This is a genomic window from Nocardia sp. CC213A (assembly GCF_030766805.1).
Classification (GTDB): Bacteria; Actinomycetota; Actinomycetes; order Mycobacteriales; family Mycobacteriaceae; genus Nocardia; species Nocardia otitidiscaviarum.
Genome location: NZ_JASFXA010000002.1, coordinates 132839 through 153464 on the forward strand (window position 1 = coordinate 132839; position 20626 = coordinate 153464).

The following is a 20626-nucleotide window of genomic DNA, read 5'->3' on the forward strand; positions in this document are numbered from 1 at the left end:
TACCCTTGGCCCGGTGAACCGTCGGATATTCACCCTGCTCGCCGCTCTGATCCCCATTCTGATCCTGGGGGCTGTGGGTAGCGCCGTCAACGTCCCGTTCGTGGCGCTCGGTCCTGGCCCGACGTTCGACACGCTGGGTGAGGTCGGTGACAAACCCGTGGTCGAAGTGCGGGGAGTGCCGGTCGACGAGACCACCGGGCACCTGAATATGACGACGGTCTCCGTTCGCGACGGGCTGAATATCTTCGAGGCGTTCGGGCTGTGGCTGAGCGGTCAGCAGGGCCTGGTGCCGCGCGCGGAGGTGTACCCGCCCGGTATCTCCCGCGACGAGGTGGACAAGTCCAACAAGCTGGATTTCAAGCGCTCCGAGGACAATGCCGAGCTGGCGGCGCTGCACTACCTGGACATGCCGACCGTGGTGACGGTGCGCTCGGTGGCGGAGGACGGCCCCTCCAAGGATGTGCTGAAGGAGGGTGACGAGCTGATCAGCCTGGACGGCAAACCCCTCACCGCGGTACAGGATCTGCTGGACGCGGCGGCGTCCGCCAAGCCCGGGTCGACGGTGCCGATCGTGATCAAACGTGACGGCGTGGAGCAGACCGTCCAGCTCACCGTCGGCGCGCGGCCCGACGACGCCGAGAAGGGCTACCTGGGCGTCACCCCGACCGAGGCGGCGGTCGGCCCGCTCGAGGTGGACTTCAACCTCTCCGAGGTCGGCGGCCCCTCCGCCGGGCTCATCTTCAGCCTGGCGCTCATCGACAAGCTCACCCCGGGTGAACTCAACGGCGGCAAGTTCGTGGCGGGCACCGGCACGATCGACCCCGAGGGCAAGGTCGGCCCCATCGGCGGCATCCAGTACAAGATGATCGCCGCCCGTGAGGCCGGTGCCGAAACCTTCCTGGTCCCCGCCGCCAACTGCAATGAGGCCACACAGCGCACGCCCGACGGCCTGCGCCTGGTCCGTGTCGAAACCCTCAGCGGCGCAATCGAATCCCTGGAGAGCATCAACGCGGGCAAAGACTTCCCCACCTGCGAGTAGGGCCGGTCGGCGTCAGTCCTCCGGCTCGTTCTCCAGGGTGTGCCGCAGCGCCTCGATGATGTTGGGGGCCAGGTTGGGTGTGGTGCGCAGGTCGAGGTCGCCGAACGGGTCCTCCTCGTCCTCGGTGGGTCGCACGTGCAGCAGCGACAGCGCGGTGCCGTCGCGGAGCACGCCCGCGAAGAGGCGGGCCTCGCGGCGGTCGGGGTGGTTGTCGGCGGCGCGGCGTCCCGCGGCGTCGGCGGCGTCACGGTCGGCGAGCAGCGGCGCGATGGCATCGTCGAGGGTCTGCTCGGCGGTGGGCGGCAGCACCAGGATCTCCTGCACCAGCACCACCCCCGCCACCGCGGGCGGCCAACTGGTGGTGGCGAGGAACTCGTCCAGCGCCATCGGGTCCCCGGACACGTCCTCCGGCAGCGGGTCCTGCGCGATGGGGGTGTAGGCGTTCCCGCCGTCGAGCTGATCCAGCAGCGCGGGCTCCGCCGCCACGAGATCCTCGGTGGGCACCAGGGCGAACAGCCGCGGCGGCCGATCCCACCCTTCACCGTCGACGAACTCGGCCACTTCGCGGATACACCGGTACAGGGCAGACGCTGACCATTGCTCGGGATTCACACGCCCAATCCTCGCATCGGATACCGATTGTCCGTTGCCGGGGTCGCGGCCCGCCGCGCCGCCTGTCGCCTCGCCGCGGCAGCCGCCGCCGGTGCCGCCGCCACGTCCCCCCGCGCTCACCATCGCGTGCCCCGCGTCGTTGCCGTCCCCGTGCTCGCGCCGCACGACGGCAGCGGGAGCGCAGTATTTCTTCTCATGTGGGGTTCGCGGCACGCGAACATCGGGTGTGCCCCATCCACTGCCGGGTGTTTTACGTAGAGTGGGGCGCGAAAGGTCTCGTGGGACCACCATCGATCACCGGACTCAGGAGCGTGGCACCGTGGGCATGCGCCCCCCGACAGGCTTACCTTCGCTGTCTCGACGCAGCCGAGTACTGCTGGTCGCAGCACTCGTCATGGCCGCACTGCTGCTGGTGGGCCCCCGGCTCACCGACGCGTACACCAACTGGCTGTGGTTCGGCGAGGTGGGTTTCCGCGACGTGTACCACCGCGTCCTGCTGACCCGGATCCTGCTGTTCCTGGCGGTCACCATCGCCGTCGCCGCCATCATCTGGGTGGCGCTGCTGCTGGCGTACCGCACCCGCCCCATGTTCCTGCCGCCGGCCGGCCCCGGCGATCCGATCGCCCGTTACCGCACCACGGTCATGAGCCGACTTCGCCTGTTCGGCGTCGGCATTCCGCTGGTGATCGGTCTGCTGTCCGGTCTGGTCGCGCAGTCGAGCTGGGTGACGGTGCAGCTGTTCCTGCACGGCGGTTCCTTCGGCCAGAAGGATCCGCAGTTCAATCTCGACATCGGCTTCTACGCCTTCGACCTGCCGTTCTACCGCTGGGTCCTGAACTGGCTGTTCGTCGCCGTGCTGATCGCGTTCTTCGCGAACCTGGTGACCCACTACGTCTTCGGCGGTCTGCGCCTCACCGGCCGGGAAGGGTCGCTGAGCACCGCGGCGCGCGTGCAGCTGGCGGTGCTGGCCGGAATCTTCGTGCTGCTCAAGGCGATCGCGTACTGGTTCGACCGCTACGCCCTGCTGTCCAGTCAGCGCAAGGAACCAACCTTCACCGGTGGTTCCTACACCGATATCAACGCGGTGCTGCCCGCCAAGCTCATCCTGCTGTCCATCGCGGTGATCTGCGCGGTCGCCTTCTTCGCCGGCATCGTATTGAAGGATCTGCGGGTTCCGGCGATGGCGGCGGCGCTGCTGGTGCTGTCCTCGGTGCTGGTGGGCGCGGTGTGGCCGCTGCTGGTGGAGCAGTTCTCGGTGCGCCCGAACGCGGCCACCAAGGAAGCCGCCTATATCGAGCGCAATATCGAGGCGACCAGGCAGGCGTACGGAATCACCGACGACAAGGTCGAATACGTCGACTACAAGGGCGTCGCCCAGAACACCAACGGCGCCAGCATGTCGGCCGCCGACCGCGCCACCATCGCGAATATCCGCCTGCTCGATCCGAACCTGATGCAGGCCACCTTCATTCAGCGCAACCAGCAGCTGCAGAACTTCTACGGCTTCCCCGATCCGCTGGACGTGGACCGCTACGAGGTCAACGGCGAGATGCGCGACTTCATCGTCGCGGCCCGTGAATTGCAGCCGCAGAACCTGTCCGGCAACCAGACGGACTGGATCAACAAGCACACCGTGTACACGCACGGCAACGGTTTCGTGGCCGCGCCCGCGAACCGCGTGAACGTGGCCCCGCCCAAGGAGTCCGAGCAGGCGCAGCAGGCGGCGGGCGAATCGGGCGGCTACGGCTACCCGGTCTTCGACGTGGACGGCCTGTCGACGGTCAGCGATCTGTTCATTCCGAAGGAGCGGCAGGCGATTCCGGTCGACGAGCCGCGCATCTACTACGGCGAGCTGATCTCCAAGAGCGACGCGGACTACGCCATCGTCGGTGCCAACGGTCAGCCCGCCCGCGAGTACGACAAGCCCGACTCGCAGTACACCTACGACGGTGCGGGCGGTGTGCCGCTGGGCAACTGGGTCAACCGCTTGGCCTTCGCGGCCAAGTACGCCGAGCGCAACATTCTGTTCTCCGGCGTGATCGGCCCCGATTCGAAGATCATCTTCAATCGCAATCCGCGGGATCGCGTGGAGCAGGTCGCACCGTGGCTGACCGCCGACAGCGACGCCTACCCGGCGGTGGTCGACGGCCGCATCGTGTGGATCGTCGACGCCTACACCACCCTGGACAGCTACCCGTACGCGCAGCGCACCTCGCTGGACGGCGTGCTCGAGGACAGCATCGACCAGACCACCGGGCGGCTGCTGCCGCGCAAGGAGGTCAGCTACATCCGCAACTCGGTGAAGGCGACCATCGACGCCTACGACGGCACCGTCAAGCTGTACGAGGTCGACTCCACCGATCCGGTGCTGCAGGCGTGGCGCGGCGTGTTCCCGAACGCGGTGACGCCGGAGAGCGAGATCTCGCCGGAGCTGCGGGCGCACTTCCGCTATCCCGAGGATCTGTTCAAGGTGCAGCGTGAACTGCTGTCGAAGTACCACGTGAACGATCCGCGCGAGTTCTTCACCAACAACGCCTTCTGGTCGGTGCCCAACGATCCGACGGTGGAGGGTGCGGCCGCCAACGCCCATCAGCCCCCGTACTACCAGCTGCTCGGCGACCCCGAGACCGGCAAGCCGATGTTCACCCTGACCAGCGGCATGGTGGGTTTCCGCCGCCAGTTCCTGTCGGCGTACCTGCAGGCGCATTCGAATCCGGAGAACTACGGCAAGATCACCGTGCTACAACTGCCACCGGGTTCGGAGACACCCGGCCCCGGCCAGACGCAGACGTCGATGACCACCGCCGACGAGGTCTCCCGCGACCGCAACCTGCTGACCGGTGGCAATGTCAACAAGATCCGCTACGGCAATCTGCTGACCCTGCCGGTCGGCAACGGCGGCATCCTGTACGTCGAGCCGTGGTATCTGGAACGCAATGCCGGAGCCGGTGCCCCGACCTTCCCGCAGCTGGTGAAGGTGCTGGCCAGCTACCGCGACAAGGTGGGCTACGGCTCCACGGTGCAGGAGGCCCTGGACAAGGTGCTGCCCGGCACCGGCAGCGCCGCCACCAACCAGCCCGGCCAGCAGGGCGCCACGCCGCCGCCGAACCAGGGCACGACACCGCCGCCCGATCAGGGCACGACGCCACCGCCCGCGGGCCGGGACGCCGCCGTCGCCCAGATCGACGACGCCCTGAGGTCGGTGCAGGACGCTCAGCGCTCCGGTGACCTGGGCGCTCTGGGCCGCGCCCTGGAACGCCTGCAACAGGCCGTGGACGCGTACGAGAACTCGGGCGGATAGCCACTATTCGCCGCTGACCGAGAAGGGCGCTGTCGTCGATGGACGACAGCGCCCTTCTTCGTGCACTGGTCGCGATGACGCCGGACCCCGAGGGCTCACCGGCCGCCCGCGCGGCGCGGGGTGCGGACGGTACGCGGCACCAGCAGGCGCTCGGGACAGCAGAAGGCGCTGCCATCGCTACGAGATGGCAGCGCCTTCGCGAGTCCGCTGCAGCGGGAGGAGGTCCGCTTCCGGGACGCACCGTGCGTCGAAGCGGCGACCTATCCGCCGATGGACTCGATGAGACCGGCGTTGTCGGCGAGGATCTGGTGATACTGGCCCTCGACGCCGAACTGGCGGGCCAGCTCGCCACCGGCGGCCGTGGCCTGGTCGATGAGGACCTGGGCATCGTCGACGGGCGCGGGGGCGGGGGCCGGGGCGGGAGCGGCCGGTTCCGGGGCGGGTGCGGGCTCGGAGGTGCCCGCGCGCAGGTACTGGCCGCACACGGGCCAGGCGCCGACGCCCTGGGTCTGGAGCACGTTCTCGGCGACGCGGATCTGCTCCGCCTTGCTGGCCTGGTGGGCGTAGCCGGTGCCGCCGTTGGCGACCCAGGTGCTGTGCGAGAACTGCAGGCCACCGTAGTAGCCGTTACCGGTATTGATTCCCCAGTTGCCGCCGCTTTCACACTGGGCAACACCGTCCCAGTCGTGGGTCGGCGCGGCCGACGCGGAGGCGGAAAGACCGAACGGGACGGCAACAAGGGCGCTGGTCACGGCCGCGAGGCCCAAAGCGCGAGTGTTGATCTTCCGGTTCTGTTTCATGGTGGTGTCCCTCCCTGCGCCCACCGACTCCGCCGGATCGCTCCGTCGTGTCCCTGTCCCCAGGAGGTCGGGGTGCCCGTACCGCGGGACAGGGTCTCCGGCGTGCGGCGGTTCGGGTCGGCTGCCCATCACGGTTTGATCCGGGCCGAACATGACGATAACGAGTAAATCTCAACAGATCACGTCTTGATAACTCTTGAATTGCATGATGCGAATAACGTGAAAAACGGCATTGATGCAGCGCAGCTATGCTGCATTCACAAATCCCAAACGGTCTGTTATCTACCCGTGATGTGTTCTATATCACTCCGAAATTGTGACATGCTTCACGTTTCCGACGGGGACCCGCCTGGGAACCGCGCGCGGGCGTGCGAAAGATATAGCCCCCAGCGCCCCTGCCTCATGCGCTCGCCCCTCCCTCGGGTCCGCAACCCTCGCGACCCGCCCGCCCCGTCTCATGATCATCTTCGCAACCATGAAAACCCACTCTGAACAGTAGATTTGCATCCCTTCCACAACCGTGTGTAATGTTGTGTTCACCGACGCGGGGTGGAGCAGCTCGGTAGCTCGCTGGGCTCATAACCCAGAGGTCGCAGGTTCAAATCCTGTCCCCGCTACTAGGGAAACGGCCCGGAACCAACTGGTTCCGGGCCGTTTCACGTTGGTCTGACATCACGTTGGCATCATCAGCCGAACTCAGTCTCGGGACTGCGAGCGGCAAGGCCACGGTAATCCGAGCATGAGCGGCCGGTCCGATACCTACCTATCGGACTACTCACACTTCCCGATGTGCGGCACATACCTATACCGAGAAGATCGTCGCATCGATCGTGGCGCGAGGGCGCCGGGTAGTCTGCCGAGGTTGCGATGTTCGATGGATGGTATGGGGATGTCGTCGGGAGCCAGCCGTATCCGACGCTCGACCCTTGGTCCGACTTCCCGCTGCTCACCAAGCTGATACTGGTCGCGGACGGTTCCACGACATTGCTGCTTCAGGTGCTCGCGGGCTCAGTGATCTCCGCCGAAGCGCTGCCGACCCGGTCTACGGCCATCGGCGATTGTCCTGAGGCTCGCGAGGTGTTCGGCGGCGACGAGCCGCTCGCGACGCGCCGATCACGGCTCCGGGATCGTGCGGGCACGATCGTCAGCGAGAACTTGATCACCTACCGGCAACGCGACCGGGGCACGCTGATTCCAGCCGAGGGAGTTCCGTTCGGTTTGCACACCCGCCGTATGGGTCTCTACGAACGCCGCCGCATCTTCAGGGCAGGCGTCACACGCTCCAGCTTCGGTGCGCTGCCGGCGCGTTCGGCGGGCCGTGTCTACGAGATCGCCTTCTCGACCGAGCAGCGGGTGCTGGTCCACGAGGTGTTCGAGCCGGGTTTGCTTCCGATACAGAGTGATTCTTTCGATCGCGCCGCCGTGCCACGTGCCGGCCGCCCGGGGCGTACACGCCACGAGCTCATCGGCAACGCTGTCCCTTCTGGTGGCGATCGTGACTAGCGTCGAGCGATACGAGATAGCACGAAACTGGCGAGATTCGAACAGCTGTGCATCACTGCGTGCAGCCCCACGATTCGACTTCGGCCCGCGATTCGTACTGGACCTCGGGGTAGTAGGGTCCCATCGTCGCCCGTGGGGCAGCGGGGTCGGCCGCTTGAATCGAGTGTGCGAAGTCGCTCTCCGGCAGCAGATTTCGCATAATCAGCAGATCCGATCCACCGTCGGTGGGTAGCCATCCGATGCCGCACCCGTCAGTGAAGCCGGTCGGCCGGTCGGCCGAGGAGGAAACGACCACGGTATAGCGGCCCTCGGCGTCGATTGCCAGCTCATCGTCGACTACGCACGCCGTGACGGCCGTCGAGATCGGATTATTGGTGCACAGCGACCAGTAGCGCACCTCTCCCGACCGCATCGTCGGTTGCCCCTGATGCGTCGGCGCGGCAGTCGGCAGCTTCCCCCGTACAACGGCGACCCTGCCGGGATCCAGGAGGGTGGCAAGGTACTTGTTGTCGGGATTGGGGAAATAGCCTCCGCCGGTTGTCGATTGCCAGTCCGGAGCCTTCGGCACCTGTGTGAGTGAGGGGTAACTCAGTCGACTCGGTGGAAACGTCACGTGTGGGTCGAAAGGCGTTTCGGTTGCAGCGCAATCGGAAAGGTCGAGTTGTGAACCGCGCGCCGAGACCACCGTGAGCCGGGGTAGTCCCGCGCCGCCGGTGGCGTCCGATCCCGCATCGGGGCGGTACACCCGGTAGACGACCGGGATGAATCCTGTCGAGTCGCCGGTATGGAGAGTGTTGGGCTCCGGCTGTGGAGGCGTTTCCCCCACCACGACCCGAATTGTGTACTCACGGCTGGCCGCATTCCGGTCGGCTCCGTCGACGAACGGGTTGACGCCAGCCGGATCCGCGTTGATGAGCTGATCGTTCAGCGCACCCGATACGTGCCCGCGCCGGGTGTAGGCGGTGAACGACATGTATCGAGCGTGCGGAAAGGTGCCGCGAATGGTCAGTGTGGTGCCGGGAACGGCGGGCACGAACGTCACCCAGTAATTGGCGAAGGTGTCGGGGTAGGCGATGTTCAGTGTGCCTGCCCCGATTCGTGGGCTCCACCCGCACGCCGCGTTCGCGCTGAGTTCCGCGACCGGAGCGGCCGTGACCGGCGCGGGTCCCGTCATCGTCGGCGATATCGTCGCGCACCCCACCAGTAGGCAACGAACCGCCTTGGAGAATGCGGACACCTCATCCTCCGATGGTGTCGACGACGAATTGAGTTGCCTCGACGCTGTACTTCGGGAGATAGGAGTAGTGCACCGGCCAGATCTTGCCCGAATCGCAGAATACGTCGCCCGCATCGCAATACGAGCGAATCTTCGCGCCGAACGATGTCAATCGCTGATTCTCGCCGCGTGGGAATCGACCGTCCCTGCGAGCCGTGCCGACATCGAAGGGCTCGCCAGCCATGAAACGCGGGTCGCCCATGTGGACGACCGCTTGCACGTTATCGCTCACCTCGGTCGGCACCGGCATCGTCTCCGGCCCCAGCTTTCCGCCGCCACCGCCCGCGATGGCATCTCCGGTGATGTGTGCGCCTTGCGAGTACCCCAGCATCACGATCTCGCGATCGGGGCACGCGGCCACGGCGGCGGTGAGCAACCGGCGCACCTCGGCGGCGCCTTTGGCAGCGCTGGCCGCGTAGTTGGGAATCGATTCGGCGGTCGCCGGGTAGGCTACGGAGACGTCCTCGATCGGCCGATCGGTCGCTTCCTTTATTCGAGTCACCAAACGCGCCATCGCTCCGGGACCCGGATCCTCATTGCTGCCGCGAGCGACGATCAGATAGACCGACGAACACCGATCACCGGCGTTCAGCGGAGCCGCAGTGGCCGGCGCGGCACCGGCCGACAATGCTGCGGCAAGCATCGACGTCGCGATCGCCGGCGCGGCGCGGCGGGGTTTCTTCGAATGCGTCATCAGGAATCCTTTCGTGGGAGACGGGGGATTTGTTCCGCGGCAGCGGCTCCGCTGAATCGACATCAGATTACGCAAGGCCCTTGTCAATCTTCAAGTGGCAGACTATGAGGAATGACTAAGTACTCGGCCGCAGATATGCCACCTACACCGCCGGCTTTGGTCTACCTCCTTGCCCAGTCGAACAGTGCGAAGCTGACCGACGTCTTCGTCGAACAAGGCATGGCCGACCTGCTGCCTCGTCACGCGCTGCAGCTTTTTCCGTTGTTGCTGGGCGGCGGGTTGCGCGCGTCGGACCTGGCGGCCCGGCTCGGGGTCTCGCGCCAGGCTGCGGCGCAGGTCATCGGAACGCTGGAACGCGCCGGCTACGTCACCCGCGTCGACGACCCCGGCGACGGCCGCGCCAAGCTGGTCTGCCTCACCGCCCGCGGCCGCGCGGCGACCCGAGTGCTGGGAAGCAGCATGCGAGCCCTGGAGCGCGACTGGGAGAAGCGACTCGGCCGGGAGCGCATGGCCGACCTCCGCGAGATGCTCACTCTGCTCTTGACGATCGAACGCTGAGATCGCTCGTAGGGCGGGCGCCGCGCGTTGATAGGCACAACAGCGCTGGATCGCGGATCGGGGGCCGCGTGCGTGAGTCCGGCTCATGGTTGCTCGGGCTCACCTACCGTGGAAGGCACCTGGACCGTCCGATGGCATCGGAGCCGAATATGGTTGTCAACCTGGAGGATTGGCCGTGGCCGGAGCGGACCTTCATGGCTCGGTTGAGCCCGCAATCGAGAAAAGCGCTGCTCACGTTGGGAACTGAAAGTTGCGGCCGGAGCCGCCGCCGAAACGGCGAGCGCCGGAAAAATCAGGCGTCCACGCTTCGTGCCGCTGCCACTCTCGGCCCTGAGGCAACTCATCAGCCCAGGGAGGTCGCCAATGTCGGCACCGGATCATCGTCCCGAACCGATCACAGCTGATCTGCTGTACTTCACCTTGATTCAAGCGCACAGCCCCTACGCCGCCGCCCTCATGACGGCCGCCGTGATGGCATCCCGCGACGACGCGGGCGCGACACCGTCCGAACGCTCACGATAGCCGCGTCCATTGCGTACATGACGAGTCGATACGGTTGATCGTGTGGCCCTCGTCAGACGATCGTCCTGGTTCGAGTGCGGATGACGGTCTGCTCCGGCAGCCCATCCCGGTCGACGAAATTCAGCAGCTGCTCCTCGGTGCGGGAATCGATCCACTTCGTGGCGATGTCATAGCCGGTATCGAACAGCTCCCCGGTTGTTCGCGCTGGAGTTTTGAGTGCTGCGCCGTAGGGCTGGTGGGCGAATATGGTCGACTCGCGCAAGGTCTCGTCGTGGAACGGACGCGGGCGACGGGGAACGACAGGTAACGATGGATGGAGCAGGGGGAAGATCAGGCCGCCTCGGCTGTCGTATGGTCGCGGTCCGTACAGATCCAGGACCAAGGCGCGGTGCGGGGTGAAGATGTCGTGCGGAACCCGATACTGGCAGCCCCCGTCGAAAAGGTCCTCCAGCCCCGCGGCGGCGGGCAGAGCTCCCGGTATGCGGGTGGCGGCGACGAGTGCGTCGGCGACGGGCAGATCGGACAGGCCCAGGACCGGCAGGTCTCGTGGCAACAGCAGGGTGCCGTATTTCGCCGAGTAGACGGGTATCAGCAGCGATGAAGTGAACCGATGTGGTTGTTGGCCAGCGAGTTTCGGATCGAAGGCGAAGTCGGCGAAGGTGCGGTCACCCGCGATGGCGTGGGCGAGTTCACGAATCCGAGCCTCGGGGTAGAGGCCCCGGCGGCTGAGCATGGCGCGAAAGCTCCTCGGGCCCAGCACATGCTGCTCGGGATGTGCTGTCGCCAGCTGTCGTGCTCGGTCGCGGTCGATGCCGAGCGCGACCGCCGTGGCGGCGAGCGCGCCACCGCTGACGCCCACGACGATCGGTTGCGGAATGGGAACAGGATGGGCGCTCCTGCGGGCCAGCCGGGTCGTGAGGGCGTCTACCGATCCGACGGCCATTCCCACCATCATCGGCAGACTGCGGCCGGCTACCCCGGCGAGAATCCGAATTACTGGCCTTCGCTGTGTCAACGACTGCCCTTTCGTTGTGTCACGCCGAACTCGTCGACGGCCGACCTGATGAAGCGCCGCCGAAAGCGGCCAAATGTGCGATCGGCCCGGCGAGTCGATGCATCGGCTGCGGCCAATGCGGTGCGCAGGCCGCGCCGCGCGCCGGTGACCGGGTCGATCGTCGGCCGGACGGGCTGACCGCTCGATGTGAGAGAAACCCCGAAGAACTTCCGTTCGGAGCGAGTCTCGGCGGCATCGTCCGACGTCGAGCGAAGAAATCGGTCCGGTAGCGCGAGCTTCCACACGGTTCGGTAGGCGAGCCAGAACTGTGCCGGGAGCGATCCGGTCGTGTATGGCAGGTCATACTTCTCGCACAGTGCGCGGACCCGCTCGGCGATCTCGGGATAGCGATTGCTGGGCAGATCGGGGAACAGATGGTGTTCGATCTGGTAGCAGAGGTTGCCGCACAGGAAAGCCAGCACCGGGCCGGCGGTGAAGTTGGCGGTTCCCAGCAATTGCCGCAGATACCACTCTCCTCGGGTCTCCCGCTCCAGTCGTTCGACGGTGAACTTCTCCGCTCCATCGGGGAAGTGACCGCACATGATCACCAGGTAGGACCACAGATTGCGCAGCAGTAGGGCCGATGCGTTCGCCGCGAGCGTATGTCGGAACCCGCGTCCGCTCAGCGCTGGGAACAGCAGGAAATCCTTGCTGATCTGGCGAGTGAACTTTCGCGCGAAATCCCGGTTCGGCTGGGATCGCAGGTTGTGTCGGGGAACGTCCAGCTGCCGTCGTTCGAGCGCCCAGTTGTGCACGGCTATGGCCCATTCGAACCCGGCCGCGACGGCCAGACCGCTGATCGGTTGAACCAGGTGGACGGGCCGCCACGGCTCGTCGCGGGTCATCCGCAGCACCACGAAGCTGAGGTCCTCGTCCATCCCGTACACGTTGGTGTAGGTGTGGTGAACGTAATTGTGCGAGCGCTGCCACTGCTCGGAGGGTCCGGCGAAATCCCACTCCCAGCTCGTCGAGTGGATTTCGGGATCGTTCATCCAATCCCACCGGCCGTGGGCGATATTGTGGCCGAGTTCCATCATCTCGATGGACTTGGCCGCCGCCAGCAGCACTGTCCCGACGATTCGTGGTGCACGGTATCTGCTGGCGCACAACAACAGACGCGCCGCCGTCTCCAGTCCCCGATGAATCCTGATCACCCGTTGGATGTAGTCCGCATCTCGTTGTCCGAGTGAGTCCTCGATGTCTGTTCGGATCTGATCGAGTTCGCGTCCGAAGGATTCGATATCGACTGCGGTCAGATGGGAGTACGACTGAATATTTGTGATAGCCAATACGATTCACCAGGTTATCCGGATGCCGCCGGAGATTTCGTCGAATTTTCTCGAGCACTATGAGAGCTACCGGCGGTCGCTGCCACGTAATCTGCCGTAGCTGGGGCGTTCTGCCGTCCGGAGCGATGCAAACCTAACCGGTGCAGCGTGATTCGCCAGCAGCGGGAACTATTCATGACAGCGCATGGATCCGCCTCCGTGCGGTGTATCACGGCTCGACCGGCGGAGTCGACGGGTATCGCGATCCCACGGTCAGTGTGTCAGCGGCCCGGCGGCTTCCCGAGGCGCTGGCGGCGTTCCCAGCGGTGGGGATGTTCGACAATGGGGTGGTCGGAAAGGAAGTCAAGGTGTAGTCGGGATGGGGCGCGTGCGTCGCGTGCTGGTCCGGACTACGCGGTCGACACAGTCCACCACCGGGACGGATCAGGAACTGCCGATGACTCGAGACCGTGACGGGATCGATCGTGGACGGGTGTTCACCACCGACCGTCTGACCCAGGGCGGGTGAGCCCATGGGCTTTTGGGACGGCGTCGGTGACTTCTTCAGTGAGTACGGCGATGACATCCTGGTCGGGGCGGCCGGTGTAGGAGGGTTCCTCATCGCCGGTCCGGCCGGTGCCGCGCTGCTGGGCGGTGCTGCCTCGGGGCTCAATTCCTGGAGACAGGGCAACAGTTTCGGCGAAGCACTCGGGGACGCCGCGCTGGGTGGAACATTAGGTCTGATCGGCGGCGGGATCGGTTCGCTCGGTTTCCGGGGGGCGCTGTCGGTGGCGGGTGGCAAGGCCGTGGGCGCGAGTCTCAAGGAGGGCGGAAAAGGGCTTTTCACCAACGGTTTCCGTGGGGCGCTACCCGGCGCGTGGAACGGTGCCCGTACGGGGCTGAACGTCGGTACCGGCAGATACATCATGGGCGGACTCGGGTCCGGGGCCGGCACGTGGGGAGGAATGAACGCCAGGGAAAACTATGGCGCCCTCCAGGCTGGAGGTGCCGCCGGGCCGGTCCCCACGATGGACTACACGTCCAAGCTCATCAGAGACGGTCGGCTCACCGTGGACAGCGCCTACACCGCCCATGTGTACGGCCCGGATCGCTCCAGCGCGAACTGGCCGGACGGGCTGGACCTGCTGTCCACGGGTGGTGAGAAGAACTACGAGGACTTCACCGAAAGCGTCTACACCAGTTGGGAGATGTTCGGCCGCGGCGATACGGAGGACGCCCCCGCCAGATCCCGCGTCCAGCAGACCTCCGGTGAGGACAGCGCCGCGATCATCAGCTACGTGTCGAGCGCGCAGGAGCTGAAAACCAAGTACGACGACCTGCTGGCCGCGGATGCGGCGCTCGGCCTGACCGAGGAGGAGCAGTCGATCCTGCTCGAGGAGGTGGCCCGGATATCGAAAACCTCGCGGACTCAGGTCGAGACCGCGGTCGCCGGGTTGCAGGACTTCGCCACCGTCAATCCGACGAATGTCGAGCAGTTGTCGCTGCTGATATCGCAGGGGGCGATCGCGCGGGCGACCGGTCCGATGGATGAGGACGACTTCGTGACGCAGCTGATCGACACCCACCTGGCCGCGATCACCGGAATCATGGACGCTGCCACCACCGAACTGCAGGCGCTCGCGAGCGAGGTGGAAAAGCTCAAAGCCGATGCTCCCGGGGCCGACGACAAGAAGGACGGGAGCGAGGGCGACGGTGACAAAACCGATGGTGACGAATCAGGCAATGGCAACGAGACGCCGTATCCGTACCCGTATCCCTACCCGAATCCGAACCAGTACCAGAACGGCGGTACGACGGGCAGCCAGTTCCGGCCGATCGATTTCGGTCTGAACGGGACACCGACCGCCATCCGCGACGCCAGCCGGAGCAGCGGTGCGGACAATCCGAGCGCGATCCGTGAGGGCGTCGGCGGCGACGACCGCACCCCTGCGGAGGCTCCACCGCCGCGATCGACGACGCCGCCCACGTCGAGTCCGACGCCGGTATCGAGCCCGACACCGACCGCGGCACCGTCGACCGGGACGGGACTGGACCCGCTGTTGCTGTCGAGCCTGCTGAACCAGAAACAGCGAGAAGAACCGACCGAGGGCGACGAAGAACGCGAGCGGCGCGACACCGACCCCGGTCCGGAACAGCCGGGGATCGTGCAGTCCGGCCCGGCCGCGCCGCCGACGTCCACCACGGGCCAGCAACCAGCCACCACGACGGCGAATACTCCGGCGACGAACACCCCGGCGACGAACACCTCGGCCACGACACCACGTACGCAGGTCTCCAGCAGCCAGCCGATGCTGCGGCCGAACACGGACAAACCGATGGTGTACACCTTCCCGGACGGCCGCACCCAGGAGGTGTCGCCGGTGGTCTACGCCGCATTGGACGCCGCGTTCGACAATGCCGCGACCACCGACGCGCGGGCAGCCTACGAGAGCGCCGCCGTGGCGCTGAACGAGCAGCGTCTCGGCGCCCCGGTGGATCCGTATCAACTCATCACCGGCGATGTCGCGCGGTGGGATCAGCGGACCGCTCTGGTCGTCGCTTTCGATACCGAGAGCAGCGGGACCCTGGAGGTGATCGTGGCCGGTGAATTGCTCTCGTTCTCCGCTGAAATGCGCGACAACCAAGGAGATTTCGGACCCTTCTCCGGCTTCTTCCATCCGCCCGGGATCGACGTCGCCGGTCCGGCGGATCGGACGGCGGGAACGGTGCCGGAGGCCGATACCTCGGCCGTCGCTTCGGTTCCGGCGTAAGGAGACTCGATGAGCAGCTGGTGGCAGACGGGTCTCTCGCTCGGCGTCAGTGTCGCCGCACCCGTGGTCGGCAATATGATCGTGCCGGGTGCCGGTGGACTCATCGGGGGAGCCGTGGGCGGCATGGCGGGCAGTTTCATCCAGGCCGGGGAGATCGACTTCACGTCGGGCAATGCCTGGGTGTCCGCCGGGCTGGGTCTGGTGGGGGCCGGGGCGGGCGGCGGGCTGTCGCGGGTGCTGCGCAATGGGTTCGAAGACGCGGGCGTGGGCAGGCGGTTCTTGCAGAACCGTGCTGGCAGAGCCGCGGCCAACGGTATGGATACACGGCTGGACCGACTCGGGAACCGGGCGCATCAGCGAGTCATGAACCAGCCCCTGAGCGATTTCGGCGGTCGCGCGCAGAACCTGCGGTCCAGGAATCCGTTCGGCAATACGCCGAGCAGGCAACAGCTTCGCAGCGACGCCGCCGACCAGGCGCGCCGCGATATCAGAGCGAGAGCCCAGCAGCGGTTGGAGGGAACCGCTGCCAACAGTGCGAATACGAGAGCGGATCGGTATCGGGACCTGTTCCGATCGGGCGAACGCAGTGGTCGCTGGGGTACGGCGACACGGGCGGGGATGGGGAACAACGTCCTGCGTGGTCTCGGCGGGCTGGCGGCGTGGTCGGTAGCTCCCGGCCGCTGGGACTCGGATGATCCGGCCGGTGTCGGCGGTTCACCGGAGACCGACCGCACTGCGGCGCCGGGGATTTGGGTCGGCGGCCACGTCGAGTCCATGGGGGAGGGGGAGTTCAAGCCGGGGCCGGGCAGCGGCCCGCCGGGGCAACCGGTGGGGTTTCTGTTCCAGCCGAAAGGTATCTCGGCCGATCTGCAGGCTTGGCACGGCGCTCGAGGTGGTTTGTACGGCAGCGGTTCGCTGGCCGATGGGCTCAGCGACGAATGGCAGTTGTTCGGTGATGCAAGTAATTTCGATACCGACAAGGTGACCGTGCCGCCGTTGCCGACGGTGCCCATGCAGATCGGCGCGAAAACGCCCGCCGCGTATCAGGAGGCGGCCAGCAGGCTGGTGCAGACGGCGGGGCGGTTCGACGCCAGGCAGCGGGAGGTGGCGAAATCGATCGTCGAGACCGCCGAGAACACGAAACTCGGTCGGGACCAGATCTCCGCCCTGATCCGCGGTATAAATCTGAAGGCGCAGACATCCGACGGCACCGACGCGAGTTTCGTCGATCTGCTCGGGCAGGCGTTCGCCGAGAGCCTGTCGATCATGGAGGAGCGCTCCGGCACGAATTCCGAGATCGCGAAGTGGATCAAGGATCAGGAAGCGCGGACGGCCAAGGAACTGGAGGGCATGCGCAAGGCACTCGAGGAGACTACGAAGAAGTGGCAGAACCTGCCGCAGGATCCGAGCAATCCCTACAAGCCCGGCGTGCCTCCCGTTCAACCGCAGCCGAATGATCCGAGTTCGCCGTTGCCGGGTTTGCCCACGCCGAATACCCCGGCCCCCAAGGACCCTTCGGACCCGTCAGACCCCGGACGCCTCCCCGGAACTCCTGGAAGTCCGTCCGCACCGGGTGGCCGGGATCCGGTCTCCCCGAATCCGGGCCGGCCGAACGACCCCACCTCGCCGTCGGTTCCGACCCCGGTGTCACCGCCGACCGGTGGCATGGGATCGGGCCTGGCCGGTATGGGGTCGAACCTGATGAGTTCACTGTTGCCACTGCTGATGGCGCAGAACGGGTTCGGCCAACGCGGACTGATGGGCAACGAGAACGATCCGCGCCGCCTCGATCGGGAGCGATTGTCACCGGTGCAGCCGCCTCAGGTGCAGCCGCCGCAGGTGCAGCCGACCACACCGCCGGGACAGCAGAGCCCACAGACCCCCCAGAACACGGGCACGCCGCCGGGCCAGTCCACACCGCACACCGGACCGACGCCGGGTGCGACCGCCCCGCAGGATTCCGGAACCCCGCCCCGAACCGCCCGCGAGGACGGCAAGGTGCTCTTCGATTTCAAAGACGGCCGCCACCAGTACGTGTACCCGAAGGTCTACGACGCGTTGGAAGCCGCGTTCGCCGACACCACGGGCACCGACGCCCGGGCCGCCTACGGCATGGAGTCCGGGAAGTCGGGGGAACCGAAGGACAAGTACCCGGGCAGTCGGGTCGATCCGAACCAGTTGATCACCGGCGATATCGCGATGTGGGAGGACGGCCGGACAGCGCTGCTGGTGGTGTTCGGCCCCGAGGATGGCGGTTCGTCCGGAGACGGCACGCTGGAGGTGATCGTCGACGGTGTGCTGCAACCGTTCGGCCCCGAAATGAGCGACTCCGAAGGCGATTTCGGGGCGTTCTCCGGATTCTTCCACCCGCCGGGCATCGAGGAGAGCGGGTCCCGTTCGACAGCGCTGGACGCCGTCCCGGCGACCGACCCGACGGTGCAACCGGTGCCCGCGATGCCGATTTCGGCGGTCGGCTGATGCCGAGTTCCCAGTGCTGGGCAGACCCATAGAATATCTCTATGGTGCAACCCACGCCTTGGGGACCGAAGGCGGTTCAGCACTCCCCGGAACAACCGTCGGGACGGCGAATCAGCGGAGCGGCATTGGCGCGGGCCGGTCACCCGGTACTTCGAGTGTTGCGCGCCGCGTTGGCGGGCAAATGGGGTTATGTGCTCGCGGTGGCCGGCAGTATCGTCACCTTTCTGCTGTTGTTCCAGCCGTGGATCATTGCATCCGGTCCCGGGGGAAAGGTGCGTGCGAATGCCTTCGGCCGGATCGACGCGACCACCAATTATCTGACCGCTTGGTCGCAGCTCAAATCGCCTACCGCGGATGTCACCGGAATGTGGGCGCTGTTCACCAGTGCCGCCCTCACCATCTCGGTCGTCACGGTGCTGATCTATCTTCGTCTTCGATCCGATCTGATGGACCGGCTGGCGACGATTGCCACCGTCGCCGCCGCGGTATTCGTGCTGGCGACGCTGGTCTACCTCAACAGCAAGGGATCCGACCTGAAGGCCATGACGACCCGCCGGTGGGACCTGGGCGGCCAGGTCGGTTCCCTGATGGCCTGGGCGTTCGGAAACGGGCAGCTCATCCTGCCCGGCATGCGTGAGGTCGGGTACTCCTCCGCGAGCCTCACGCCCGCCGCGATGTTCGCCAGCATCACCTCGATCGGCTCGGCGCTGGCGTGTATCAGCCAGCGCATTATCGGTCGCAAACCGAACAAATATCGATCGCCGGACGGCGATTCCGGAAAAAGCTAGCAGGCTCCATCCAAATTACTCGCGCCTACTGGCGAGTAGAATTCGTGTTGATTGTGACCGGGGTCGCAGTGTGCTTGTTAATAGGGTCACAAGCCTTCGATCTGCCTTGTTCTCATGTTCCGGCCAAGCTAACGTACTCAATCGTCAGTGGCCGATGGCGCCCATTGCAGAACAAATTATTCGACACTCGCGTCGGTGTTCGTAATGGTGATCGACACGGGTATTGCAGAGCCTGGAGAAATGTCCACTCAAACGCCTTGGCAAGTTCAGGAAGATCCGACCCGTCTGTACGCGGGCGACGAGGAATTCGTTCGAGCGGTGACCGTGCGCCGCTTCGATCTCCGATCCGGCTGGGGCTATCTCTGTATCGCGGTGACGAGTCTGGTCACCCTGGTACTACTGTTCCAGCCTTGGCTGTCCGCGACAGGACCGAACGGCACCGTCACCGTCGACGCCTTCGGGAATATCGTCGACTGGCCGATCGCCTACGGCCGCCCGGAGGAGAACATCAGTGGCGCATGGGCTTTCCTGGCCGTCGCCGCGCTGGTCGTGACCGTGGCCGCGGTCCTGCTGCGACTGTGGATCCCGGTTCGGACGCTGTCGCGCCTGGTGCTCGCCTCGGCCTCGGCCTCGGCGCTGCTCGTCGTGGCCGTGCGGTACTACCTGGACGGCAAGGGGCCCGAACTCCGTGCGCTCACGGAACGGACCGATGCCCTCGACGGCAGTCTCGGCGATCTGCTCGATACGCTCCTCACCGGCAACCAGAACCCGGCGGCGGATGCGGTCGCGCCGACCGCCGCCGGTTCGAGCTTCGAACTCGCGGCGACGCTGAGTTGTGGCGCCGCTGCGGTCACGGTCTTCGTCGCGCTCCTGACCGTGCTGTGGCATCCGGGTAGATCGGTCGCTACGGTCCGGTCAGCCGAAACGTTCGAGGGATTCGACTATGGAGGACCCGGCGGGTCCGGAAAAGGCGCGTCGGGAAATCGGAAGTCGGGCAACCGCATCGACGCCCCGATGATCAACTCGGCGAGCATGGACCCGTCCGAGTACGTGACACCCCGGACGAAGATCATGGCGCCGGGCCGGACGTCCGACACCTCGGTCCCGCCGAGGACGAACACACTGGTGTCGGTATTCGTGTGAACCGCGGTCGAACCGCCGTTGACGCCGCGGACTCGCAGCAGCGCACCCTCGGCCGCGACCACCGTTCCCAGTGTGCTGCCGCGACCCGTCGGAACCGGTGTCTCGGCCGGTCCGCCGGACCTGTCGGTGGCCCAGCAGCCCACGGCGACAATCAGTAAAGCCACGACGATCCCGACGATCGAAATCCCGGCACTCGGAACCTTTCTCAACGGCCGGCCGGGCGGCGATGGCGCATCCGGACCCGGCCGTGCGGGCTCCGGAGCCCCCGCGGTGCAGACCTCGTCCCGTCCGTCGCGCAGGCGCGACCACGGAGTCGGGCTGGGGTGACTCATGGGAGTCGACGGTAGCCCGCGGCGGCCACCGGCCTGTCACCATCGACGGGAGCACCGGCTCGGCCACGGGGCCGGTGCGTCGGTGATCACTGTGGCGATCCACCGGCCCGGTCGTGATCGGCGTTCCCACGGTTGGGGATGTTCGACAATGGGGACGTCGGATGAGGAAAGCCAGGGAGTGGCTCGACGGATCAGGAACCGCAGATGGCACGAGACCGTGACGGTGTTCTCCGAGAGGCTCGCGACATCCTCTCGCAGAGCGAGGATCTGGAGCGCAAAGCCGGCCTCGCCGTGCAGGTGCACGAAGCCGACCTGGCCTATCACGAAGCCGCCGAACGACTGTCCGCCGCCTACGACGCCGCACTGGACGGCGGCTGGTCACCCGCGCAGCTGGGTGAACTGGGGCTGTCACGTCCGCGCCACCCCGAGCCCATCGGGAAGCGTCCGACGCGGATAGCGAGGCGGCAATAGGCGGGAGGAGGAGGCC

16 protein-coding genes and 1 tRNA gene are annotated in these 20626 nt (G+C 66.3%); 11 read left to right on the forward strand and 6 right to left on the reverse strand.

Going from position 1 to position 20626, the window contains the following annotated elements:
- Positions 1–13 precede the first annotated feature (13 nt).
- Positions 14–1039 (forward strand): PDZ domain-containing protein, encoded by a 1026-nt coding sequence (locus QJS31_RS04110; RefSeq protein ID WP_282785036.1) that lies wholly within the window; start codon positions 14–16, stop codon positions 1037–1039.
- A 12-nt stretch (positions 1040–1051) separates the two neighbouring features.
- Here the strand turns inward: QJS31_RS04110 and QJS31_RS04115 are convergent, their stop codons facing one another.
- Complete coding sequence (locus QJS31_RS04115) at positions 1052–1660, reverse strand: PPA1309 family protein (protein ID WP_372341507.1); 609 nt, start codon at positions 1658–1660, stop codon at positions 1052–1054.
- 310 nt (positions 1661–1970) lie between these two features.
- On the opposite strand from QJS31_RS04115, the gene QJS31_RS04120 reads away from it, so the two are divergent.
- A complete protein-coding gene (locus QJS31_RS04120; RefSeq protein ID WP_306355942.1) occupies positions 1971–4952 on the forward strand; it encodes a UPF0182 family protein in 2982 nt (993 codons plus the stop codon).
- Between the two features lie 260 nt (positions 4953–5212).
- Here QJS31_RS04120 and QJS31_RS04125 read toward each other — a convergent pair whose 3' ends face one another.
- A complete protein-coding gene (locus QJS31_RS04125; RefSeq protein ID WP_306355943.1) occupies positions 5213–5752 on the reverse strand; it encodes a transglycosylase family protein in 540 nt (179 codons plus the stop codon).
- A 543-nt stretch (positions 5753–6295) separates the two neighbouring features.
- On the opposite strand from QJS31_RS04125, the gene QJS31_RS04130 reads away from it, so the two are divergent.
- Both QJS31_RS04130 and QJS31_RS04135 read left to right on the forward strand, forming a co-directional pair.
- Positions 6296–6369, forward strand: a tRNA-Met gene (locus QJS31_RS04130).
- A 250-nt stretch (positions 6370–6619) separates the two neighbouring features.
- Positions 6620–7255, forward strand: coding sequence for a hypothetical protein (locus tag QJS31_RS04135; protein ID WP_282779499.1), 636 nt, complete (start codon positions 6620–6622; stop codon positions 7253–7255).
- Between the two features lie 52 nt (positions 7256–7307).
- On the opposite strand, the gene QJS31_RS04140 is transcribed toward QJS31_RS04135, so the two are convergent.
- Complete coding sequence (locus QJS31_RS04140) at positions 7308–8228, reverse strand: hypothetical protein (protein ID WP_306355944.1); 921 nt, start codon at positions 8226–8228, stop codon at positions 7308–7310.
- Between the two features lie 265 nt (positions 8229–8493).
- Positions 8494–9225 carry a cutinase family protein gene (locus QJS31_RS04145; protein WP_306355945.1) on the reverse strand — a complete coding sequence of 244 codons (732 nt, stop codon included), beginning with the start codon at positions 9223–9225 and terminating at the stop codon, positions 8494–8496.
- A gap of 156 nt (positions 9226–9381) precedes the next feature.
- On the opposite strand from QJS31_RS04145, the gene QJS31_RS04150 reads away from it, so the two are divergent.
- Both QJS31_RS04150 and QJS31_RS04155 read left to right on the forward strand, forming a co-directional pair.
- Complete coding sequence (locus QJS31_RS04150; protein WP_306355946.1) at positions 9382–9783, forward strand: MarR family winged helix-turn-helix transcriptional regulator; 402 nt, start codon at positions 9382–9384, stop codon at positions 9781–9783.
- 363 nt (positions 9784–10146) lie between these two features.
- A complete protein-coding gene (locus QJS31_RS04155; RefSeq protein ID WP_282779508.1) occupies positions 10147–10305 on the forward strand; it encodes a hypothetical protein in 159 nt (52 codons plus the stop codon).
- 52 nt (positions 10306–10357) lie between these two features.
- Here the strand turns inward: QJS31_RS04155 and QJS31_RS04160 are convergent, their stop codons facing one another.
- Together QJS31_RS04160 and QJS31_RS04165 are read right to left on the reverse strand one after the other, a co-directional pair.
- Positions 10358–11248: a patatin-like phospholipase family protein gene (locus tag QJS31_RS04160; protein WP_282779510.1), complete on the reverse strand. Its 891-nt coding sequence runs from the start codon at positions 11246–11248 to the stop codon at positions 10358–10360.
- Positions 11249–11316: 68 nt separating this feature from the next.
- The gene (locus QJS31_RS04165) at positions 11317–12648 is read right to left on the reverse strand and encodes a fatty acid desaturase (protein WP_282779512.1); all 1332 of its coding nucleotides are present in this window, start codon (positions 12646–12648) and stop codon (positions 11317–11319) included.
- A 512-nt stretch (positions 12649–13160) separates the two neighbouring features.
- Between QJS31_RS04165 and QJS31_RS04170 the strand changes: the two genes are divergently transcribed.
- The 5 genes from QJS31_RS04170 to QJS31_RS04190 all read left to right on the forward strand — a co-directional run bounded on the left by QJS31_RS04170 (position 13161) and on the right by QJS31_RS04190 (position 20610).
- Positions 13161–15398, forward strand: a complete 2238-nt coding sequence (locus QJS31_RS04170) for a hypothetical protein (RefSeq protein WP_282779513.1) — start codon at positions 13161–13163, stop codon at positions 15396–15398.
- Positions 15399–15407: 9 nt separating this feature from the next.
- Positions 15408–17876 carry a hypothetical protein gene (locus QJS31_RS04175; RefSeq protein ID WP_282779514.1) on the forward strand — a complete coding sequence of 823 codons (2469 nt, stop codon included), beginning with the start codon at positions 15408–15410 and terminating at the stop codon, positions 17874–17876.
- A gap of 155 nt (positions 17877–18031) precedes the next feature.
- Positions 18032–18664, forward strand: coding sequence for a hypothetical protein (locus QJS31_RS04180; RefSeq protein WP_306355947.1), 633 nt, complete (start codon positions 18032–18034; stop codon positions 18662–18664).
- 240 nt (positions 18665–18904) lie between these two features.
- On the forward strand, positions 18905–19807 hold the full coding sequence (locus QJS31_RS04185) for a hypothetical protein (RefSeq protein ID WP_306355948.1): 903 nt from the start codon (positions 18905–18907) through the stop codon (positions 19805–19807).
- A 536-nt stretch (positions 19808–20343) separates the two neighbouring features.
- Positions 20344–20610, forward strand: coding sequence for a hypothetical protein (locus QJS31_RS04190; RefSeq protein WP_029931697.1), 267 nt, complete (start codon positions 20344–20346; stop codon positions 20608–20610).
- Positions 20611–20626 lie beyond the last annotated feature (16 nt).